The 21,561-nt window shown below is 32.7% G+C and carries 20 protein-coding genes and 1 other annotated feature; of the genes, 15 read left to right on the forward strand and 5 right to left on the reverse strand.

The genetic code is table 11. From position 1 onward, the window contains the following. Positions 1-116: 116 nt before the first annotated feature. The 3 genes from LJC66_RS09230 to LJC66_RS09240 all read left to right on the forward strand — a co-directional run bounded on the left by LJC66_RS09230 (position 117) and on the right by LJC66_RS09240 (position 1,403). On the forward strand, positions 117-602 hold the full coding sequence (locus tag LJC66_RS09230) for a YrvL family regulatory protein (protein ID WP_098333349.1): 486 nt from the start codon (positions 117-119) through the stop codon (positions 600-602). 151 nt (positions 603-753) lie between these two features. After that, on the forward strand, positions 754-930 hold the full coding sequence (locus tag LJC66_RS09235; protein WP_230932384.1) for a hypothetical protein: 177 nt from the start codon (positions 754-756) through the stop codon (positions 928-930). A gap of 86 nt (positions 931-1,016) precedes the next feature. Next, the gene (locus LJC66_RS09240; protein ID WP_230932385.1) at positions 1,017-1,403 is read left to right on the forward strand and encodes a hypothetical protein; all 387 of its coding nucleotides are present in this window, start codon (positions 1,017-1,019) and stop codon (positions 1,401-1,403) included. Between the two features lie 193 nt (positions 1,404-1,596). Here the strand turns inward: LJC66_RS09240 and LJC66_RS09245 are convergent, their stop codons facing one another. Beyond that, positions 1,597-1,764 (reverse strand): gamma-type small acid-soluble spore protein, encoded by a 168-nt coding sequence (locus LJC66_RS09245; protein WP_053074040.1) that lies wholly within the window; start codon positions 1,762-1,764, stop codon positions 1,597-1,599. A gap of 1,532 nt (positions 1,765-3,296) precedes the next feature. Between LJC66_RS09245 and LJC66_RS09250 the strand changes: the two genes are divergently transcribed. The 4 genes from LJC66_RS09250 to LJC66_RS09265 all read left to right on the forward strand — a co-directional run bounded on the left by LJC66_RS09250 (position 3,297) and on the right by LJC66_RS09265 (position 7,321). Continuing rightward, complete coding sequence (locus LJC66_RS09250) at positions 3,297-3,743, forward strand: MarR family transcriptional regulator (protein ID WP_098113792.1); 447 nt, start codon at positions 3,297-3,299, stop codon at positions 3,741-3,743. 101 nt (positions 3,744-3,844) lie between these two features. Next, positions 3,845-5,044 (forward strand): MFS transporter, encoded by a 1,200-nt coding sequence (locus tag LJC66_RS09255; RefSeq protein WP_230932386.1) that lies wholly within the window; start codon positions 3,845-3,847, stop codon positions 5,042-5,044. A 944-nt stretch (positions 5,045-5,988) separates the two neighbouring features. Next, positions 5,989-6,267: a MerR family transcriptional regulator gene (locus LJC66_RS09260; protein ID WP_050688991.1), complete on the forward strand. Its 279-nt coding sequence runs from the start codon at positions 5,989-5,991 to the stop codon at positions 6,265-6,267. Between the two features lie 868 nt (positions 6,268-7,135). Next, positions 7,136-7,321: a hypothetical protein gene (locus LJC66_RS09265; protein ID WP_230932387.1), complete on the forward strand. Its 186-nt coding sequence runs from the start codon at positions 7,136-7,138 to the stop codon at positions 7,319-7,321. Positions 7,322-8,138: 817 nt separating this feature from the next. Here the strand turns inward: LJC66_RS09265 and LJC66_RS09270 are convergent. Next, positions 8,139-8,609: a DinB family protein gene (locus LJC66_RS09270; RefSeq protein WP_230932388.1), complete on the reverse strand. Its 471-nt coding sequence runs from the start codon at positions 8,607-8,609 to the stop codon at positions 8,139-8,141. A gap of 1,245 nt (positions 8,610-9,854) precedes the next feature. Here LJC66_RS09270 and LJC66_RS09275 point away from each other — a divergent pair. From LJC66_RS09275 to LJC66_RS09295, 5 genes are all read left to right on the forward strand, one after another. After that, on the forward strand, positions 9,855-10,307 hold the full coding sequence (locus LJC66_RS09275; RefSeq protein ID WP_230932389.1) for a VOC family protein: 453 nt from the start codon (positions 9,855-9,857) through the stop codon (positions 10,305-10,307). Positions 10,308-10,437: 130 nt separating this feature from the next. Further along, complete coding sequence (locus tag LJC66_RS09280) at positions 10,438-10,911, forward strand: stress protein (protein ID WP_230932390.1); 474 nt, start codon at positions 10,438-10,440, stop codon at positions 10,909-10,911. A gap of 627 nt (positions 10,912-11,538) precedes the next feature. Continuing rightward, positions 11,539-11,901, forward strand: a complete 363-nt coding sequence (locus LJC66_RS09285) for a phosphatase PAP2 family protein (RefSeq protein ID WP_230932810.1) — start codon at positions 11,539-11,541, stop codon at positions 11,899-11,901. Positions 11,902-12,307: 406 nt separating this feature from the next. Continuing rightward, a complete protein-coding gene (locus LJC66_RS09290; RefSeq protein ID WP_164797703.1) occupies positions 12,308-12,781 on the forward strand; it encodes a hypothetical protein in 474 nt (157 codons plus the stop codon). Between the two features lie 263 nt (positions 12,782-13,044). After that, positions 13,045-13,548, forward strand: coding sequence for a DinB family protein (locus tag LJC66_RS09295; protein ID WP_195694592.1), 504 nt, complete (start codon positions 13,045-13,047; stop codon positions 13,546-13,548). A gap of 187 nt (positions 13,549-13,735) precedes the next feature. On the opposite strand, the gene LJC66_RS09300 is transcribed toward LJC66_RS09295, so the two are convergent. Then, the gene (locus tag LJC66_RS09300) at positions 13,736-14,662 is read right to left on the reverse strand and encodes a group II intron maturase-specific domain-containing protein (protein ID WP_230932391.1); all 927 of its coding nucleotides are present in this window, start codon (positions 14,660-14,662) and stop codon (positions 13,736-13,738) included. A 351-nt stretch (positions 14,663-15,013) separates the two neighbouring features. Here LJC66_RS09300 and LJC66_RS09305 point away from each other — a divergent pair, with 351 nt between their 5' ends. From LJC66_RS09305 to thrS, 3 genes are all read left to right on the forward strand, one after another. Then, positions 15,014-15,499: a MarR family transcriptional regulator gene (locus tag LJC66_RS09305; RefSeq protein WP_195694591.1), complete on the forward strand. Its 486-nt coding sequence runs from the start codon at positions 15,014-15,016 to the stop codon at positions 15,497-15,499. Positions 15,500-15,573: 74 nt separating this feature from the next. Continuing rightward, positions 15,574-16,788, forward strand: coding sequence for an MFS transporter (locus tag LJC66_RS09310; RefSeq protein WP_230932392.1), 1,215 nt, complete (start codon positions 15,574-15,576; stop codon positions 16,786-16,788). A 90-nt stretch (positions 16,789-16,878) separates the two neighbouring features. Continuing rightward, positions 16,879-17,108 (forward strand) — a binding site (T-box leader). A gap of 51 nt (positions 17,109-17,159) precedes the next feature. Next, positions 17,160-19,085 (forward strand): threonine--tRNA ligase, encoded by a 1,926-nt coding sequence (gene thrS, locus LJC66_RS09315; RefSeq protein ID WP_230932393.1) that lies wholly within the window; start codon positions 17,160-17,162, stop codon positions 19,083-19,085. Between the two features lie 330 nt (positions 19,086-19,415). Here the strand turns inward: thrS and LJC66_RS09320 are convergent, their stop codons facing one another. Together LJC66_RS09320 and LJC66_RS09325 are read right to left on the reverse strand one after the other, a co-directional pair. Beyond that, positions 19,416-20,378, reverse strand: coding sequence for a TIGR03943 family putative permease subunit (locus LJC66_RS09320; protein WP_195694588.1), 963 nt, complete (start codon positions 20,376-20,378; stop codon positions 19,416-19,418). A gap of 14 nt (positions 20,379-20,392) precedes the next feature. Continuing rightward, positions 20,393-21,379 (reverse strand): permease, encoded by a 987-nt coding sequence (locus tag LJC66_RS09325; RefSeq protein ID WP_230932394.1) that lies wholly within the window; start codon positions 21,377-21,379, stop codon positions 20,393-20,395. Between the last annotated feature and the right edge of the window lie 182 nt (positions 21,380-21,561).

The following is a 21,561-nucleotide window of genomic DNA, read 5'->3' on the forward strand; positions in this document are numbered from 1 at the left end:
TTATAAAATTTCACTATGTATTTATTATAATTTGATCTACATTTTCCCCTTGGATAATTAAGGTAATATTTAGTAAAATAAATATAGTGAAGAAAAATTAGCAGCAAGGGATGTGAATGTTTACCTTGAAAGCAAAGAAAACTGGCCCCTCTCACAATATATCTAATTTTTTTGTTAAAGCATTTACTGTTATTTTTATAACTTTAATTGTTATTATTGCTATTTTATTAATGTTAGGAGCATTTGTGTTTGGATTTATTGGTTTATTTGAAATATTTGGGGTGCAATACGATTCATTTCTATCTCTATTAATATTCCTATTAATGTTTTTTATTATTGGGTTTATAGTTGATTTATTATCAATATTTCTCATTAATACATTTTCCCAACAAATTAAAAACTCTAAAAGAAAATTCCTTGTGAGACTGGTTATTGACTGTAGCTTTTCTTGGTTTTCTATACATACTGCTGATGAATTAATTAGAAGCATTACTATTCCCTCTATAACTGAGCTTATAGCTGTCTTTCTACTCTTTTTGTTAGAAGTGATAATGGATATGAATAGCAAAGGAGAACGTAATAAGAGCTCACTGATTCCTTGAAGTCTTTGGGGTTCTGGTGCAAAGATTGCTTCAACCTAAAAGACCACTTTTCATAAATATAGTTATAAGGAAAAAAAGTAATGTACATTATGCTTTATATTTCATAACACTGGTTCCAATTGTTTGGTCAATATTCAAGGGAGGGATGGTAATGAAAAATATATCGAAACATCATGATATCCAACGAAAATACAGAGAAAAGACACAAAACAAACAAGAATTAAACACTTATGCCAGAGGTTGGTTCTTGTTCATTTTATTTGCTGTCCTTTTCGTAGTATGGGGTTATTTTTTGGGCGGAACATTTATGCCTTATCGAACAATGTAAGAAAATGAACGTTAATATTTTTATGGTACTATAAATTAATGTCATAAAAACCCCTAACATATAACGTACATATAGGAGAATAGAAGATGGATTCTAAGCAATTATTTTTAAGAGAAATACATAATATTATCAAAGAATATTCAGAAATAGGGGAACAATTAAAACAACCTCCTAAGGAATTACCGTGGGAAGAATTCAATTTAACTAAAGATGAAATAAATTCTTTAGAGGCCCAGGAATTCACAGATGAAAGTATTAGTGCAATTGAAAAAATCGTAAGAGATAACATAATGGGCGCCTTTCATAGTGCTTTTTGTTTACTTGATGGAGTAAGTGATCCTGTATTGGAAAATGATGATGACATATGGTTTGGCTTAAAGTTGGTGGAAAAGCAGGAAGAGGAGGACGAAGAAGATTTTTTACATGATGAATTATATAGTTCATATTGGGATTGGCGAGAGTCGAATAAATAATAAAAATAAAAAATAAGTAGATAGCTATAAAACCCCTTAAAAAGGGCTTTTTATTATGTTGCTACCGATAAAGAAACATTATGTTAACTAAGTTTTTAAGATATATCTGTAGAATAAACTTTGATACAAGCTAATGGGAGATTAAGCATAAGAAAGGGTTCTTTCAACGATTATGAAAGAACCCTTTTAAAAATTATTTTTGTTTTTTGTTTGCTTGAGCGTTTTGACGCTTCACGTGTTGTACGTCAGTCTCGCTTGCAAATTCTGTACCGTATTTACCAGAAGATGCTTGAGCATTTTTTTGCTTCACATGTTGTACGTCTGTTCCTGAAGCAGTCTTGTTAGAGTATTTGTTTTCCATTACTATCACCTCCACAAGAATTAATATATCCAAGTGAAGAGCCAGTATCCTTAGAATTACCTAGTAAGAAAAACTTGAAAATTTCAGAAGATATTGGGCACATCGCTATCAGGAATCAGAACGTATTTAAAAGCTATAGTAATCAACATTAAGTTTTAAAGCTAAAAATAGAACAACCTGCTGTCACTCTCAGCAGGTCGTTCTATCAGGTAACATGTACAAGAATTCTTTGTGTAATTTTAGAATAGATGTACACCTTAAAATAGAGAGGTGTATAGAATCATGAAAAAGAATAGGCTATTTTTAATACTGTTAGTTATCACTTGTTGGTCCAGCTTTTCATTTATGAAGAGCAAAGATTTTAAACGTTTTCTTCCAGCATCCATTGCTATCTGCATGGTGACTAAATACCTTAATTGTTATGCTAAGAGGAAGAATTTTTGGTCTTTTAAACGCAGTATACATCCGAAAATTCCTGGTGAAGATGTGTGGACATGGGGGCCCTTTTTTACCGTATCTATATGGGTGCTTAAATCCACATACCGCAAGTTTCCTCTGTATATAGCTGTAAATTTTATGATACATACTACATTCACATTCGTAGTTGTACCCAAATTAAAAAAGACAAACATCTTTACGCTGAAGAGAATTAATCCGTTTCAGTATGTAACCATTTTGACTGTCAGACAACTCCTGTTATATGGTTTTCAATATATGAGTGAACTTATTATGTCGAAAAAGTGAAAGATTAAATTAGATAATGGGTAGCATTTCCTTATTAGGTATGTGATAAAAGTATCTGCTCATAAGACACGACAAACTCCTGCTGAATAGCTAATTGTTTCTTGAGTTGTCTCTACTCGAGAGTAGAGACAGCTTTTTTAACACCCTCATCTCTTTTTTCTCGGTTATCACAAACTTACTTAACTATGTTATTTTTGTTTTAATATGTAAAAAAGGGTAGGCATTTTAAGAATCAACTAAAATAGGAGGAGATCAAATGAGAAGAGCGAAACAAGCTGTTATAGCTTCAACTGTAGTTTTGGCTATGTTAGACGCCATTAGCTCTACCGAATTTAGGAGGTTCTGCTGGTTCCGCAGATGCAGCTAAAACGGCTGACAATCGAAGCGGTTTTGTCAAAGGAGCAAGAGAAAAAGCTTTCTATAAAGCAGGTGAGCAATATAACGTAATTGTAATGAACTTGAGTCAAGGTTACGATGAGAAACTATAAAGCATTCAGTACTTTGATAAGGTAAATTATGATGGTGGGACATTTGGAGTGTGGGTGTTTGAAGGTGGAACATTTGTTAATGAAGGGGATGGGGGATATGATAACTGGGCCTTCAGAGGATGGTTTGAACGCACAGGAGATGACGATAAAACCGTCAATTTTCATAAAAGAGTTTAAGTTGCTTCTCATTAAAATAACGTTTATTACATATTCTTAATAAACATTATAATGCTTTATTTCGTTTTGTTGTGAAAGAAACCAAAACTCGTTATACTGTATACAAATTAGGGAGGAGTCATTATGGATAAAAGACAGCAGTTAATGAGTGAACTTATGGATTTGTGTAATGAAATAATCTGGCGTAATAAACCGGAAGTAGAATTGGCTTTAAAGGACTATAAGTTGAGTGAAATAGAATTAATCGAAAATATTGCTCTGATCCCAAATGCAAATGTAACAAAGCTTGCAGCTGCAAGCTACATGACTCGAGGTGCTATAAGTAAGCTTACTAAGAAGCTGATAGCTAAAAATATGATTGAGAGTTATCAAAGTGTTGAAAATAAAAAGGAAATATATTTTCGCCTAACAACCAATGGACAAAAAATAAATGATGTCCATCAAGAATTACACCAATCTTTTCTTGAACGTGATAAAGAAGTATTTAAGTACATGACCGATGAGGAATTTGACACTATTTTTCGTTTCATTGGTCGATATAGACATCATCTGAAAAATATCACTGAGTAAGTGGTGTTTTTTTTACGATGATTTATTGTTGACGAGGAAACAATAAAGAAGTAAACTTATATTTGTTTCCTTAGAAACAATAAATCCGAAGGAGAACTATCATGGATACTTCAATAAATAAACATGCCCTAACGTTTGGGTTTATCACTGTCTTCTTAACTGGTCTTGGATTGACTATAGTTAGCCCTGTTTTACCTTTTTTAGTAAAGACTTATACTAGTAGTCCCAATAGTCAGGCTACTGCAGTAACATTACTTACGTCTATATACGCTCTTTCTGTCTTTTTGGCTGCACCAGTCTTAGGTGCGTTAAGCGATAGATATGGTCGTCGTCCAGTATTAATTATTAGTCTTATTGGTTCTGCTCTTGGTTATTTTATCTTTGGACTTGGAGGTGCACTTTGGATTCTCTTCCTTGGTCGTATCATAGAAGGTTTGACAGGTGGCGAAATTTCAGCGATTTTTGCTTACTTTGCAGATATCACCCATTCAAATGAACGCACTAAATACTTTGGTTGGATTAGTGCTGTTGTTGGGATTGGCACTGCTCTGGGCCCTATCATTGGTGGTGCACTTGCAACTTTCGGAAACGGTGTTCCTATGTATGCTGGTACGGTTATCACATTGCTTAATGCCATATATGGCTATTTTTTCATGTCTGAGAGTCTTGAGAAGTCCAGACGCTCTTCCAGTATATCTGTTAGACACCTTAATCCATTTATACAATTATCAAAGGTTTTTTCCTTTAAATCTGTTAAATGGCTGCTAATTGCTGGGTTCCTAATTTGGATTCCTAACGGATCATTACAAGCTATCTTCTCTCAGTTTTCAATAGATACATTTGCATGGCAGCCTATATTTATTGGTCTGACATTTTCTGTAATAGGTGTACTGGATATCTTTTCTCAAGCAATCATTATGCCACGGCTACTCGAATTTTTGACGGATAAAAAAATTGCTCTTTTAGGCATGATAAGTCAAATTATTGGCTTTATCCTTATTGCGATTTCAGCCCTTACAGCTTTTTATTTAGTCTTTATTGCTGGGATGGTTTTCTTCGGACTGGGTGATTCGGTCTTTGGGCCATCATTTAATGGTATGCTTTCAAAATCTGTTAGTGACAGTGATCAAGGTCATATACTAGGGGGAGCTCAAAGTATTCAATCTTTAGCCCGGTTCATGGGACCAATTATTGGCGGTCAGTTGTATTCAGTAGTTAGCCACACTACTCCGGCAATCATGGGTGTAGGATTGATTGGTATCTCTACTCTCGTTTTATCAAAAAAGCAGCGTTATATTTAATAAAAAACAACCATTAAACAAGAACAGAAGAACTGCTTCTTCACCGATAGCAATTTTTTCTGATTTATAACTGTATATCTTATACGCGTTTAGGTAACATAAAATCTCTTTCCAGAACATACAAAAAAGAGAATAATAGGAAGGCAAGGGTTCTCAAGGAGTTTCTTGTTATGAAACATGCAGATTTTTATACATTTTTGAAACGATACTTATTCTGTTAATCCAGGCAATGAAAGCAATGTATAAAAAGTGCATCTTATAGATATATACTCTTCTAAAAAAGATAGTATACGAAGGGGTAAAATGGTAAAAGTCATTTGTCTCACACATGGATATATATGAGCCTGATAAAGAGCAATTCTGTAATCAAATAACAAGTTTTCCCTTCTCACAACAAAATTTGTATGACAATCTTTCAAATAATATGTTACAATGACTACAGATCTAATATTTCTTATATTTTAGTATAGAAAATCTAAATTCCCAAAAAGCACCCTTACTCTTCAATGCCATTAACGATGAGGGTGCTTTTTTCTATCCCTATTTATCCTTTAAAGTTAATTAGTTTGAATGGAAATGTTTAATTCAATTAAGAAAAGACCCTTATGCTGTTAATGTAGCAAGGGCCTTTTCTTTGACTATATATAAGCATATTCAACTGGAATTTTGAACTATTTTCTCTAAGCAATATAGTAAGAATAAAAAGATTTTTATGTATTATTTTTTGTTTAACATTGGAGAAAAAGTCATAATTAAATATTTAATATGTCAGGAGTTATAACCAAGTTGTAGATTATTTGTATGTTTTACTGCTAATGTAAACATAATTATTTGATAATTCAGATATATGTACAACTGAACAATAAGTGAAGTACACAAATTAGTTAACTAATAACTATATTTCTGTTTTACAATGAACAAACTAGACAAAGGAGCAAGATGATTTGAAGAAACGTTACGCATATCGAGACAAAAAAATAATGACCATGAAGATTGTTACTGACATGACAGGACTTTCTGAAAGGAAAATCCGTTATTATGAAACCAAAAAGCTTATTTTTCCTGCACGCACACCTTCGGGCACCCGAAGATATTCCTTTTCTGACATTGAAACACTAATGGATATTGCAGAAAAAATAGAAGAGGGCGTGCTCACTCGAGAAATTCGGGATGATTTTTATAAAAGAGGAAAAGGTATTCGTAAAGCAAATAAAAGATTGTAGACTAATTCACTATTACTTTTCTACAAATTCCACTTGATAACTTCACAGCTAAGCAGCAATTGTTATTACCTCACTCAAGATTAATACTTTTACATTTAAATAAGTTGAAACGAATAGCTTATATGGGGAAGGGGCCAATAATATGAAAAAATTTATAGGGATGAGTATTAAAAATAGTATTTGTACAGTTGAATTTATTTACTTGTATGCATTGCTCTCTTTTGTGGAATTACACGTTGTTATCGTAAAATCACTGTCGATGAAGTAATTTTTCACCCCAAAAGATGTATATTATATATACCTTTAGTTGTCAAACTATTTCTTATCACTAACCACATCAACGTCTATCATTTTTAAAACTCAGTATTAGAGCTTATCAGCTTAATTATTTGCATCAATTACATGTAGTCACTGCTGTTAATATCAATGTTTTAAAGAACAGCTACAATAATTTTTTTTATATTAATTAGACCTTATTTCTATTTCAAATCCCGTTTTATACTCTATCCGTCATGCACACATGTTCTGATGTACCCACCAAAGTTTGTTTTTATGAAATAAAATTATACACATGGATATAAAGAGTAAGCTCACTTGAATTAGAGGTTACCCTTCGCTGTTCTTAACTACCTTATATATTTATAGACTACCTCATTTTTATAGTAATTGCCCATACGTTTCAAGAGATATGTTACCCTCTACAAATCTTTTGAAGGTGATCAATGCAGCGTAGTTGAAATTGCTATAAAACTTATATGACATAGATATTACTAACATATATGAATAATAGGAATGATTGGTTTCTCCTTGAATGAAATGGGGATTAGTAAAAGGACAGTCTTAACAACCTTAAATAGGAGGGAAGAAGATGTTTAGTGATTGGAAAGAAGAAATTCAAGCTCATTTAATCAAAGAAGGTTATAGCGTTAGAGAATTTTTAGGTGAATCCCGAAGTTGGTATTACTTTAGAGTCAATAGTATTTGGATAGGTGACCATATAGTTAAAGTCCAAAATGGATTTCTAGGTTATTTAAAAGAAAGGGTTAGTGGATAGAGAATAAATTGTTTAAACAGCACGACCATAAAGCATTTTAGGAAAAAAGACAAACCGAAAGTAAAACATATTTTTCTACGTAGAGATTAAAGGTTAAATCTTAAAAATAAAAAGGGGGTTCTATAAAGAACTTTTTTTGAAATCCTTTAGTGGTATCAAAATCCTGTTTAATTACAGTTGTGCTTATATATTTATATCTAATTATTTGTTATTAACAGTTAAAAAAAGATCACAGAAGACAGTCTTCTATTTGGCTTTCCTTAGACTAACACACTTACATCCATAACCTCTAGAGTAGTGGATCAATAGGTCTTTGTTAATTAAACTGATTCTGTTGAGTAAATAGTAAAGTAGCTCGTTGAGATCAATAGTTTTACTATTTAAAATTAGTAACGACAAATAAGGCCTTTTTCTGATCGTAATATATATTATATAGTTTTTAAAAAAATGACGTAAATCTAAAAGATATAATGGTTTCTATATAAAAAGTGTTGTGTTTATACGAAATATAAAAAAGGCCAATAATCGTATTGGTCTTTTTTTATGAGATAAATCTACTTGTTTAGACGTCTTAAAATGGAGGAAATACTATATATTTCTCTTTAAAATAGAAAAGCCCTCTAACCGTTTCACGATCAGGGGGCTCCTTTCATTATATCATACTTAGTTTGTTAATCTTTCTTCAGGCGATATTATAATTTATACATACTGACAATGTACTATACTTCAATAGAGCATAAGATCACAATAAGATCACAAACAGAAAAAACACGATAGTAATTATTGCTTTATAGGGTATACACAGTGTTTAATTGATTTAATCCCATACTATGGGACGATCAACCTCCATTGTTCTTAAATATTGTAAGAGTTGTCCAGCGTGTACGGACTCGTGATAACCTATGCGCATTAACATATCTCCTAAAGAACGAACGTAGCCGACATCTGAGCGATCTATTTGAATATCTGTTAAATCTGCATTCGAAAAAGTACTTATCATTTCTAAAAATTGCTGATGATATGTTTCTGCAAACTCTAATTCACTTCTTACAGAAATTAATGGTTTTTTTTCGAAAGGAGAGTCAAATTTTTTTAAGCTCCCTTTATTTTTAATAGCTAGATAATAATAGTATTCTGATTCTAAGACATGTCGAATCATTTCTAAGCATGTCATAGCTTCTTTATCTGGCTTCCAATTCAATTTACTTTGAGGAATTGCTTCCCATATTTTTATACTTCTTCTTCTAATCTCTTTTATGTTTAATAATATGATTTCCGTTGTGCTCATTCTTACTTCCCCCTTTTCACTAAATTAGATTATTTTACCAAAAAGAATAATATCCAATTAACCTTATTTCAAATGCTTATGGTTCTTATAAAACCCACTATGCTAACTAAAACTGTATAAAGGGAAGAAGGCCACGTTAAAGATCCTCTTCTTTTATAGAATTTAAGATTATATGTAAAGCTTTACGAGCAGTTTTTCAATTTTGATTATGCTCATAAATAGGTATATCCCTTTCTACTATAAGGAAACATCAGGTGCAAAGAGACCAAATAATTTGTTTTATTTGTTTCTTCCCTGACACTAACATAATAGGGTGGAGAAAGATACCTTTATGTGAATAGCACATTAGCAAAAGGGTTTTTCCTTTTTAAAGCAGAATAGGTTCCTTAAAAATCATAAAGGGGTTGATTTCATGTCTGAACAAATGAAAGATATACAAGTAATAAGGCTTTAGAATTCTCAAATTCACTTGTGTGATGAGATTAGAAAGTTGTTAATAAAAAAAGAAACAAGGAAGTTACCTTTTGTACAAGAGTATACAGAACATGACATAATAGACATTGCTTTAAACAGATTAATGAGTGAGTTAATATCCAGACATAAACATGTATAGTTAGTGAGTGGATTTAATAGATAATTAAAGAACGAATGTTAAAGCAGCCTAAGTGTTATTAGACTGCTTTATCTTTTCCTGAAAAATATTTTATGTTAACTAAATAAGTATAAAATATACAGCTGTAAAACAGAACAACCTACTGCTCCTGTACAGTAGGTTGTTCTGTTGGGAATACGAATATGATTTTAGTGGTAGATACCTCACGGCGTCTTAAGTAGTTTGATCCGTATAGAAAAAATTTATGTAAAAAAACAAAAAATTAGTGTTTTCTTATATTTACAATTTTAGCAACGTTCTCTAAATGGATGCTTAACAGCGTCTTTTCTATTAACCATTAAAAGGAATTAATATAAAAATAATCCTTTGCTGATAAAGGCAAAGGGTTTTTAAATTTATTGGAATGGGGGGAATATGTTATTAGTCTGGCCAGATTTGTAGATTCATATACAGATATACTTGAAAATAAATGTTTTAGTGAATCATTTTTCTACAAAAAATATAAACCATATAACAAATAAGACCTAGTGACAGCTTAACAATATTTTGTTTGAAAGGAATTTGTAACTTTTTAATAGAATCATTATGAAAATGAACAGATAATAAAATTTCACACATAAGGAGATAAAACCATGGAAAAAAACAACTTACTAAGAATGGACAATGTCAGCATTGTTGTAGAATCCCTTGATGACGCAATTTCTTTTTTTGAAGAGATTGGCTTGAGTCTCGAAGGGCGCACCACTGTCGAAGGTCAATGGGCTGGCTGCGTAACGGGATTGGGTTCTCAGCGCGTAGAGATTGCGATGTTGGTTACTCCAGATGGCCACAGCCGGATTGAACTTTCGCGATTTCTCACCCCATCTATTGTATCAGATCACCGAAATACTCCTGTAAACGCTCTGGGCTATCTACGCGTTATGTTCACAGTTGAAGACCTTGACGAGATGGTGTCCAGACTCATCAGGCTTGGTGCGCAGCTCGTTGGCGAAGTGGTTCAGTATGAGGACTCGTATCGGCTCTGCTACATCCGTGGAGTAGAAGGACTTTTAATTGGTTTGGCAGAACAACTTGGTAATAAATAATTAAGCGATACTCTACCCCTATCTCGTATTTACTCAGTAATCCTATTTTAACTTAATTATGGTATTTTTGTTTTAATGTGTAAAAAAAGGGTAAATGTTTTAAGAATCAACTAAAATAGGAGGAGATCAAATGAGAAGAGCGAAACAAGCTGTTGTAGCTTCTGCCGTAGGTATAGCTATGTTAGCGACACCATTAGCTCTACCGAATTTAGGAGGTTCTGCTGGCTCTGCGGCAGCTGCAGAAGTTGGAGCAGACGTAGGGATTGATCCAGTAGCGATTGGACAAGCGATTGCAGATGCAGCTAAAACAGCTGACAATCGAAGTGGATTTGTTAAAGGAGCAATGGAAAAAGCTTTCTTTGAATCGGGTCAACAGTACAATGTAATGGTAATGAATTTAAGTCAAGGTTATAATTCTGATCAACTACAAGGTGTACAATATTTTGATACTGTAGATTACGATGGTATTACGTTTGGAGTTTGGATATTTGAAGAAGGTACGTTTATTAACGAAGGCGACGGAGGATATGATAACTGGGCCTTTAGAGGATGGTTTGAACGTACAGGAGATGACGATAAAACCGTCAATTTTCATAGACCTTAATTAAAATAGAGATAACAAAAAATTTAAAACGGTAATAATAAGAAGAGCCTTCCCTTTTACCATTAAAGGGGAAGGCTCTTCTTATTATGCAACCGGTTTGGCTATTTAGAAAAAGTATGAGAATCCCAAACTTTAGCGTTTCTCTGTCCAACAATAAAGGAAAGTATTGTTTTTACATACAGAATAAGCATATTGTTTTTAGTTAAAGTACATTGATTAACTTTAATAAATGCCTAGATAACTCTAAATCATAATTTATCTATACACTTTTAATTATATGAACATTATTTACTTAGATATTAAATTGGAGATGTTTACTTGTATGAATGCTCACTGTCGATTTACTCTTAGCTTTATCTTATGTATATTATTTGTTATTTGTTTTGGCATCTTATCTGTACTTATGCACCACCAGATATTGACTCAATTTGATTATGCCCTTATATCTTTTATTCAAGGGTTCGAATCATCTCTAGTAACATCTGTCATGAATACCTTTACTTTTATAGGGTCTACACCTTCTGTCGTTACTCTTTCTCTTTTGAGTCTTTTCTTTCTATATAAAGTATTACATTACATCATCGAAAAGAGCTTATTTTATTTATCGCCATCGTTGGAGGACATGTCATATTAAATCAATTATTAAAGGTTTCTTTTCAAAGAGATAGACCTAATTTACATAGGTTAATTGAAATCGATGGTTATAGCTTTCCAAGTGGTCATGCTATGAGTGCATTTGCTGTATATGGTGCTCTTTCATTTCTATTATGGCATGATATCTCTACAAGGTGGGGACGCATAGCTTTAATCCTAACTAGTAGTGTAATAATTCTAATGATTGGAATAAGTCGTATCTATTTAGGTGTACATTACCCTAGTGACATTATTGGTGGTTTTCTTGCTAGTGGTATTTGGCTTGCACTATGTATTTGGTTTTATCAAAGGTATCAAGAAAAATATTTTATGAAAAGATATAAACGTATAAACTAACTCATAAAGAATAGTTATTATGTTACTTCCAACTAATATAACAAAAAATAAAAAGTTTTTAATCGTGTCATGTAATCCTTATTGTTTTATAAAAAATTAAATTAATGTAGTTATGAGATATAATAGGTAATGTATTTATTTAAAAATAGCGTTAACTATTACATAGATTGTAGAAAAATACGCTATTTGTCGTCAGTTAGTGTAAATGATAAAACCTAAATAATATATGAAGTACTTTAGTATTTACTTATTAAAATATCGAAAATAGATAAGGTTACAACATTTATTTTTAAAGCTATTCGCAGAGCCAATCGGTGGATTGCTGATTTAATTAGAGGGAATGATGTTCCTTTTTTAGTTTGTTATAATGAAAGTACATATAATACGGGGGGCAGAGGATTTAAATATGATACTTATTAAAAACAGTGAAGAAGTAATAAGAGAAGCGAAGTATCAACTTCACCTAACTATGGATGATTATCAAACCAAAATTATCTCTATTTTTGATAAACAACGTATTCTTGTGAATCAACGAATTAGATTGATGATTCTCCTTTCGGATATAAAAGAGCAGGCTGTATTAATTGGAAAACACTCTGCAGCCAAAGGGAGATTAGAATATGAAGGACAGGATCAACTAATTACAGAAGTTGTAGATGAAGTTCCTTTCCAATACAGTAAAGAGACAGTAACTGATTTGGAAAATAACATACAAATTAGTAAAGGCGAAATTGAAGAGCTAGCAAAAGAGTGCGGATTAGATACGGAAGAAACAATTAATCTCAAGGCTCTTTTACTTAATTTAAAAGTATCAAGTTACATAAATGGACATTATGAAATGTATGTAAAGGATAACACTTTATCCTGCAAAAGAACCTAGAATGTTAGGATAAAAACAGTAAATATTTACATATAAATAAAACTAATCAAGATGTGTTGAGACATTAGTACTCAATCATAAGGTATCTGCGTAACAGAAAAATTACTATACGAAAGCAGTATTTATCTATATTTAAGCTTTATACTTCATAAATTTTTAGTTACCATAATGGAATTTATAGGTAGCAGTAGTCTTGATAATATTTCCAATTAGTGTATAGTAAAGAATAATTTTTTATTATATATCTAAGAGGTGTGATTGCTATGGAAAAGTTAGACTATGAATGGGTAAAACAAACAAGACAGATTTTACTAGATCAGTGTAAAGAATTAAATGAAGATGACTTTACGAAAGAGTTTGAATTTGGGTTTCAAAGTATTAGAGACTCTTTAGTTCATGTAGCAGGTTGCTATCATGCTTGGTTAGGTTCTTTTGTTCTTTCAGAAACCTCATCACCACTACTTACAAAAGAAGTCATTAACACTATGCAGGTAGAAGATATTAAACGTTATTTTGAACAAGCTGATAGCTACGTAGAAAAGGTATTCGAGCAATTTACAGATAAATTTGATGAATCTATCGAAAAAGAACTTGCTTGGAGAGCAAACAGTGGTGTTATAAGAAAAACACCTCGTCAATTGCTTGTACATTCAATTACTCACGAATCACATCATAAAGGACAAATTGTAGCTATGTTACGTCTACTTGGGCATACGCCTAAAAATACGGACATATTAGGGCTATCTGCAAAAGAACTTACCAAATAATAAATTAAAAAAATTTGCCTAAAAGAGCACATTTTTATAACAATATATGTGCTCTTTGTTATGTATATCATATGCATTGCTAGTTTAGTCGGGTAGGCAGGCACTCTCACGAGTGCCCGCCCCCCTAAGAACCGCACGTGACAGATTTCTCGTCATACGGCTCAAGCCTTCTTTTTATCCGAACAACTTATTTAATACATGGTACGTGTACTAATTTAGCAGCTTTACCTATAGAAGTTTCTAAGTTTCGCACTGTAACTTCTTCGCCATTTTGTAGAGTGTGTTTACATAATGCGCAACGATAACCTTGTTTTTTTGCGAGTTTCATTCTGTCTAGCGTATTTTCGCTATTGAAGACCTTACGGTCTCCCTTTTCCCAATATCCTTTTAGGTTCGGATCATCTGGACTGTTCTTATAGGCTACCATCACGTGTCTTTCTATTTTAATCCAGGCCATCTTCAACAATTGAATATTAGTAAGTGGGCAGGTGAGAGTCCATTTATTATTTCCACCGTGGTTGGGTTTCTTAAAATAACGCTTAGTAATCCACTTCCACGACTTCTTTGGGTGTAATTGTTTAAGATGTTTGATTAACTTAGAGAAAACATAATGGTCCATATAACTAAACGTCTTTTTGGAAACGACATGTTTCCAATACTGTCCGTAACCTCTAATAATAGGATTTAAGACACGTATAATTTCTTTTACTGGTCGTCCTCTCATCCTTGTGAACGTATCTTTTATCTTGTTTTTAGCTTTTTTAATACTATCTTTGCTAGGTTTAATGAATAACTTCTTTCCTTGTCCTGTTTCGTATTGACGCAGCGAGAAGCCAAGAAAATCGAACCCATTATCGATATGTGTAATCCTAGTTTTATCGGCGCTGAGTGTAATTCCTCGTTTTTGTAAATAAGGAATTAGATTTTGATACATACTTTTAGCTTGTTCCTTCGTTTCGGTTACGATGACGAAGTCATCAGCGTAGAGAACACGTCCTACCTTACATTTGGGATCGATTTTATATCCTCCGTTTGATTTGTACGTCTTTTTATAGACAATACCAATCTCTTCTTCCATACCGCATAAGGCGATATTAGCTAGAAGGGGAGACACAATTCCCCTCGCTGGCAATTTTGTGATAAAGATTCAACAGCAAATAAAGGCTTAGCTATTTTTTCTAAAAGAATTTGTGACATAGCTATTTGAACTCCTATAATTAAACAGTTAATGTTCACTAGTAAACAAAAACTATTTTAAATCCAAATATTTGTAAAAGTCAACATTTTTTCTTTATTTTGTAAATAAATAAGTGTTTTATCTGCAAATATAATAGGTTTTAATTACTATGAAATCTCATTTTATTGTATGAAAATGAGATTTTACATTCATTTAATAGCTTATTAGTAGTATAATGTTTACTAGTAAACATTAATCATTTATACATTAGAAAGGTAAGGAACCAATATGTCTCTATTATCTAAACAGTTAATATACGAAAATTATTTGCAATTATTACACTTGAATGAACAAAAAGCTGACTCAGTCTCCCAAACATTTTTTGATTATCTTGATGAAAAAGAACTGAACGAAATAGGAGCATTACCCAGTAATATGAGCAGCATCCACGTGATTGAATGCATCGGAAATAATGGACCTATAAATAATATAGGGATTGCGACTAGGATGAATTTATCTAAAGCAAATATCACAAAAATTACCCGAAAATTAACGAAAGATGAGTTAATTAGAAGATTTCAATTAGCAGACAATAAGAAAGAGGTTTACTTTAAGTTAACAGCAAAAGGAAAACAAGTTTTCGACCTTCACGAAAAACTACATAGCAAGAGGAAACGACAATTTTATAATTTAATTGATGATTTCTCTGATGACAAACAAAAAATTATATTAGAATTCCTTGAAACGATGATTAATGGATTAAGACAAGAATAACCAAATTAGGTGCTCTTAGAATGTCAAACATACTTTTTATATGGAAAAACTTATTTACAAGGTAGGAGATTTATATGGGACATACAAATACAAAACCTATTTTTATCTTATACGTCGTTTGTATAAGTGCATTTTTTGCATCTTTAAATCAAAATATTTACTCGCCTATTATTCCGTTAATTAAGGATTCATTTGATGTGAGCACAACATTAGTCAATCTAACTGTTTCATTGTTCATCTTTATTACAGCTATTATGCAAATAGTCTACGGTACCATTCTTGATTTTAAAGGAAGTCGTTTTATTCTTCTCCCTAGTCTTATGCTTACAGTATTGGCTAGTATTGGGTGCGCTGTTACAAGTAACTTTACGTTGTTTCTCATTTTTCGATCTTTGCAAGCCCTCGGAACAGCAGCTATTCCATTGATTGCGGCTGCTACAATAACGGATCTTTTTGATGGGGAAGAACGTGGAAGTGCTATGGGAACTTATCAAACCTTGTTATCCATTGCTCCCGCAGTAGCTCCCATCTTAGGCGGATTCATAGGAGACCGATACAATTATGAGGGTGTTTTCTGGTCATTAGTGGGTACATCTATTCTTTTACTCATTATCAATATATTGTTTTTTCCTAAAGACCCAAAAAAACACAAGACAAGCAAGAGGAACGGGCTTCATTTTTATCGTGTAATGGTGAAGGACAAGATGGGAAGTATATTGTTGTCATTAAGCTTCTTGAACTTTTTGATTTACTTTTCTGTTCTAGTTTATCTCCCCGTATTATTAACAAGCCACTATCATCTAAATCTAAAGCTTGTTGGTTTGCTTTATCTGCCTATGACGATAAGTCTTATAGCCGGAAGTCTATTATTTAAATACATTCAAAAGAAGATTTCTCTTATAAATGTATTTACCTTTACTAATTTTTTAATTGCTTTTAGTATTATAGGGTTTGGACTCACACATACTGTTTCTTTATCCCTTATGTCGCTAAGCCTATTCATTTATGGAATGGGAATTGGCATTTTAACACCTTCTTATGCAACTATATTGACTCATCAATTTGAGCAAAACCGAGCTAGTGCTATGGGAGTATTTAACTTTGTCAGATATACTGGTATGTCCATAGGCCCCATTTTGTCGGGTACATTACTAGAAGTTTTAAGAGGTGAAATCATATTCACAATGTTTGGGGTTATTTTTGGTATTATAAGTATTTTTGGATATTTACTAGTGTACAATACAAAAAACATAGATAAAAATAGCCCTACCAATAAACCATCTTTTTAAGTGAAAATATCTAACTAATTACATATTTAGAATTAAGTGTTGACATTTACAAATAATATAAATTATAATTTCATTTATTGGAAATAAACATGTTGAGCGTTGAAAAGGACACGAATTATTTTTATATTTCTTTACAGAGAATAGGGTCTTTGGCTGTGAGCCCTTAAGAAAGAGAGATAATTTACCACCTTGGAGCTTTATTAGTGAAATAGTAGTAATTAATAACGTTTGCGACGTTACAGCACCAGAGCCATCAATCTATTTTTTATATTGATGGGAATTTGGGTGGTACCACGTGTGAAAACATACTCGTCCCTTACTTAGGGACGAGTATGTTTTTTTTTGACTTTATTTAAATGGGAGAGGTTATTATGAGTAAAGATTTGATTCAAATTCGCTTTTTAGATGGAAATGAGAAAGAGTTCTCAAAAGGTATTACGCTACATACTATTGCAGAATCGATTAGTTCTAGCCTAAAGAAGAAAGCCGTTGCGGGTAAAGTAAATGGAGAATTATATGACTTGCATCGATCTATTAATCAAGATGCAGAAATCGAAATCTTAACATTAGAGTCTGACGAAAGTCTAGAAATTATGAGGCATACAACAGCTCACATACTTGCTCAGGCAGTAAAAAGAGTACATAAGAATGTGAAATTAGGTGTAGGACCGGTTATTGAAGATGGATTTTATTACGATATGGATCTTTCTACAACGATTGCTTCTAATGAGTTGCTACAACTTGAACAGGAAATGAAGAAAATTATTAATGAAAATCATCCTATTGAACGTACTGAAGTGACACGCAGTGAAGCTGAAAGAATATTTAGCGAAATAAATGACGAGTTGAAACTCGAGTTATTACGTGATATCCCTATGAATGAAACAGTTACGATTTATAAGCAAGGAGAATTTTTCGATTTATGTCGAGGCCCTCACCTACCTTCTACTGGAATGGTTAAGGCGTTTAAATTAACAAAAGTATCGGGAGCTTACTGGAGAGGTAACAGCGATAACCAAATGTTACAACGTGTATATGGCGTAGCTTTTCGTTCTCAGAAACAGTTAAACGAGTATGTAATGTTTCTAGAAGAAGCAGCGAAAAGAGACCATCGAAAATTAGGAAACGAACTAGAATTATTTATGTTTTCTGATGAAGCACCAGGAATGCCTTTTTATTTAGCTAAAGGGCAAATCGTTAAAAATCAGATGGAGCAGTTCCTACGATCCGTTCAAGAAAAGCATCAATATGAAGAAGTACGCACACCTTTTATGATGAACCAACAATTATGGGAAAAATCGGGTCATTGGGATCATTACAAGGATAATATGTATTTTTCAGAAGTTGATAACGCTAAATTTGCCCTAAAGCCTATGAACTGTCCTGGTCATATGCTTATCTTTAAAAATAAGCTCCATTCCTATAGAGATTTACCAATCCGCATGGGGGAATTCGGCCAAGTTCATCGTCATGAATTCAGTGGGGCTCTAAATGGATTGTTAAGAGTACGTACGTTTTGTCAAGATGATGCTCATATCTTTGTTACTCCTGAACAAATTGAGAGTGAAATTAAATCGGTCATTGAATTAGTCGATTATATCTACAAAACATTTGGTTTTGAATATGATATTGAACTTTCAACTCGACCAGAAGACTCTATGGGAGAAGATAGCTTATGGGAACTTGCTGAAAGCTCTTTAGAAAACGTATTAAAAAAATTGAACTTTGATTATAAACTGAATGAAGGCGACGGAGCATTTTATGGTCCTAAAATCGATTTTCATATTAAAGATGCCTTAAAAAGAAGTCATCAATGTGCAACAATTCAATTAGACTTCCAGCTTCCAGAAAAATTTGATTTAAATTATATTAACGAAAAGAACGAAAAACAGCGTCCAGTTGTCATTCACCGTGCTATTTTTGGATCTCTTGACCGTTTCTTTGGGATTTTAATTGAACACTTTGGAGGTGTCTTCCCAACATGGTTGGCACCTGTACAGGTGAAGGTTATTCCCGTATCGCTGAAAGCTCACCAGCAATATGCACAACAAATTAAAGAAACGTTAGGACAGAAGGGAATTCGAGTAGAGTTAGATAATCGAGAACAAAAGCTCGGATATAAGATTCGAGAAGCTCAAGTGGCTAAAGTTCCTTATATTTTGGTATTAGGAGATAAGGAAATGGAAAGTAACTCCGTAAATGTACGAAAACACGGAGAGGAAAAGTCTGAAACGTTCAATTTGGATAACTTTATTGAAAAACTTCAGGATGAAATTGTTGAAAAGAAACTGAGATAATGAACAAAAAGAAGGTTCCTTAACATTCGACAAGGAACCTTCTTTTTGTTCTAATAATCATGTTTATGGTAACAGGATCTTGAAGGATCGATGATAGTAAAAATCAAAAAAATTTAAAGCGCTGAGATTCGCATTAATTGTTCTTGTTCTATGTAAAATTAAAGTTAATCTCCTTTGAGAACGTTTCTCCACTTATTAAATAGAATAAGAAATTTTACAGTCCTTAAAAGTATAGTTTTTTAGACACCTTTGTATTTCCCAAGTATCTAACATAACGAATAAATTACGTGTAGTTGGCCCTTGGTATCATACATATATCTTATAGTCTTTTTATTCTTCAGGGCCTATCAGTTGTTCACCTTGATAAAGTTCATATACGTACGGATTGTCAGGCTGGTCAATGGACTCAATCTGTTGAACCTGAATATAGGGGACATTTTCTCCATTATACGTAGTTTTTTGTATTATCCCTTTTATACGAACCCAGCTATCGTTTTTTAATGTTGACGCATTTTCCAATTTAGATAATAAACCGTATACAGATGCATCTGCTGCACAACAAGATATCCCAAAGCGAGCAACAACAAATTGGTTATCTTTAAATCCTTTTTCACGATATACAAAGCCATTGACCTCGATTTTTTTCCCAATGAACTGCTCTGTGTTGTTTTCAATAATATTCATAACTGGAATATAATCGGTGTCATTTATAGAAATCTTCGTTTGTTTGACTAGCTTCTTTTCAAGTAATTCATAGAAACCTCTAGGAGCCACTTTAGCAGCAAGACTATTTTGATGTGTTGTTGGAACATTCTTTGGTGCTTCCTCTGAATTTCCAGACAATAAATCATTCGTATCTTTTTCTAGTTCTGAATTAGTGGCTTCAATGTTTTTATCACTTCTGGTTTGTTGCTGAGTATCAGATTCAGTAACTGAAAAAGTTAATCCTCTTTTTACTGCAACGGAACTGTCAAGTGTGTGATTAGAAAATAAAAAGCCCGTCATAATAGGTAATAGAAATAAAGAGTAAATAAACGTTGTTCGAATTTTGCCTTTTTCCGCATGATCGTGACCGCATTCGCAAGTTAGATTTTTATTTACGCTACTTCGCCAAATTTGGATAATGCCCAACAAAAAAAAGGTGCCAGAAGAAAATAATATAAAAGGCATCATTTTGGGCGCGATAAATTGAACGATTTTACCCGTTAATATAAGTTTAAACATAAGTAGTGAAAAGCCAATTAGTAATATCCCCCTTATATAGAGAACAAACTGCTGATCAATTTTTTTCATACCACTTCTCCTATCTACTTACTAACTATTCCATAAGTCATGACAACGAGATACACAATCACAGTGATGATAAAAATAAGGCTAAATGCGAAACGTTTTTTAAAAAAAGACAATAGCATAATTGTGTTTTTAAAATCCATCATAGGCCCATATAGTAGAAAGGCAAGAAGAGCTGTAGGTGAAAATGTATGAGAAAAAGATGAAGCAACAAAAGCATCTGCTTCTGAACAAAGTGACAGTACATAAGCAAATCCCATCATAACGGCAGAAGACATATAGTCATTGCTTGCAAGGTTCGTTAATAGTTGTCTATCTAAAAAGGTTTGAAATAGACTTGCCACAAGCGCCCCGAATAATAAATATTTACCCATATCGAAAAATTCATCACTAGCATGATACAACGTTTGCTTTAACTTATTACCTACTTTTGCGTCCTCATGTTCATGAACGTGTACATGTCGTAGCTGATTCGAATTTTTAAAAAAGAAATAAACGGATAGACCAATTAATAGACAAGCAACAACAGCTAGTCCCATACGGCTGTAGACGATGGATGTATTTGATTGAAAGGCATAAAAAGTAGCAGCAAAGACAACGGGATTTAAAATGGGGGCCCCCACTAGAATGACAACCCCGATATGAAGAGGCATTCCTTTTTTTAATAACCGCCTTATAACTGGAATAATGGCACATTCACAAACGGGTAGAAGGGCGCTTACTAAAACAGCAGGTAGAAGCGCAATATATGGATTTTTTGGAATCAGACGTTGAACAAGTTCTTCTGAGACAAATACTTGAATAAGAGCAGATGCAAATACTCCAAGCAAGATAAAAGGGATAGCTTCAAGTACAATACTTAAAAAGATTGAGTTTACATTCAATAGAGATGCTGGAATGGCTAAATCTTTTGTATTTATATCAACAAAGAAAAAACAGTAACCAAAAAGCACTAGTAACAGCACACCTGTTAGGTCTTTACTTAACTGTGATAGAGTTGTCATAATCTATCATCTCACCTCCAATTACTAGAACTATATGATAAAGTTTAAACACATTATGCAGCTAATAAGAAAGAGTTAATATAAAAAATATTTAAAAGATAAAAACCTTAAAAATAATAATTATCCCTTAATCAAAACGTAATGTTTACGATTTGATATATGTTATGTAAAAAGCATAAGGT

The sequence above is a fragment of the Priestia sp. TSO9 genome (assembly GCF_021029645.1).
Classification (GTDB): domain Bacteria; phylum Bacillota; class Bacilli; order Bacillales; family Bacillaceae_H; genus Priestia; species Priestia megaterium_E.

What these genes read in the sequence shown, in the direction of transcription:
- LJC66_RS09230 (WP_098333349.1), top strand. Translation starts at nt 117, where the DNA reads ATGTTTACCTTGAAAGCAAAGAAAACTGGCCCCTCTCACAATATATCT.
- LJC66_RS09235 (WP_230932384.1), top strand. Translation starts at nt 754, where the DNA reads ATGAAAAATATATCGAAACATCATGATATCCAACGAAAATACAGAGAA.
- LJC66_RS09240 (WP_230932385.1), top strand. Translation starts at nt 1,017, where the DNA reads ATGGATTCTAAGCAATTATTTTTAAGAGAAATACATAATATTATCAAA.
- LJC66_RS09245 (WP_053074040.1), bottom strand. Translation starts at nt 1,764, where the DNA reads ATGGAAAACAAATACTCTAACAAGACTGCTTCAGGAACAGACGTACAA.
- LJC66_RS09250 (WP_098113792.1), top strand. Translation starts at nt 3,297, where the DNA reads ATGGATAAAAGACAGCAGTTAATGAGTGAACTTATGGATTTGTGTAAT.
- LJC66_RS09255 (WP_230932386.1), top strand. Translation starts at nt 3,845, where the DNA reads ATGGATACTTCAATAAATAAACATGCCCTAACGTTTGGGTTTATCACT.
- LJC66_RS09265 (WP_230932387.1), top strand. Translation starts at nt 7,136, where the DNA reads ATGTTTAGTGATTGGAAAGAAGAAATTCAAGCTCATTTAATCAAAGAA.
- LJC66_RS09270 (WP_230932388.1), bottom strand. Translation starts at nt 8,609, where the DNA reads ATGAGCACAACGGAAATCATATTATTAAACATAAAAGAGATTAGAAGA.
- LJC66_RS09275 (WP_230932389.1), top strand. Translation starts at nt 9,855, where the DNA reads ATGGAAAAAAACAACTTACTAAGAATGGACAATGTCAGCATTGTTGTA.
- LJC66_RS09280 (WP_230932390.1), top strand. Translation starts at nt 10,438, where the DNA reads ATGAGAAGAGCGAAACAAGCTGTTGTAGCTTCTGCCGTAGGTATAGCT.
- LJC66_RS09290 (WP_164797703.1), top strand. Translation starts at nt 12,308, where the DNA reads ATGATACTTATTAAAAACAGTGAAGAAGTAATAAGAGAAGCGAAGTAT.
- LJC66_RS09295 (WP_195694592.1), top strand. Translation starts at nt 13,045, where the DNA reads ATGGAAAAGTTAGACTATGAATGGGTAAAACAAACAAGACAGATTTTA.
- LJC66_RS09305 (WP_195694591.1), top strand. Translation starts at nt 15,014, where the DNA reads ATGTCTCTATTATCTAAACAGTTAATATACGAAAATTATTTGCAATTA.
- LJC66_RS09310 (WP_230932392.1), top strand. Translation starts at nt 15,574, where the DNA reads ATGGGACATACAAATACAAAACCTATTTTTATCTTATACGTCGTTTGT.
- thrS (WP_230932393.1), top strand. Translation starts at nt 17,160, where the DNA reads ATGAGTAAAGATTTGATTCAAATTCGCTTTTTAGATGGAAATGAGAAA.
- LJC66_RS09320 (WP_195694588.1), bottom strand. Translation starts at nt 20,378, where the DNA reads ATGAAAAAAATTGATCAGCAGTTTGTTCTCTATATAAGGGGGATATTA.
- LJC66_RS09325 (WP_230932394.1), bottom strand. Translation starts at nt 21,379, where the DNA reads ATGACAACTCTATCACAGTTAAGTAAAGACCTAACAGGTGTGCTGTTA.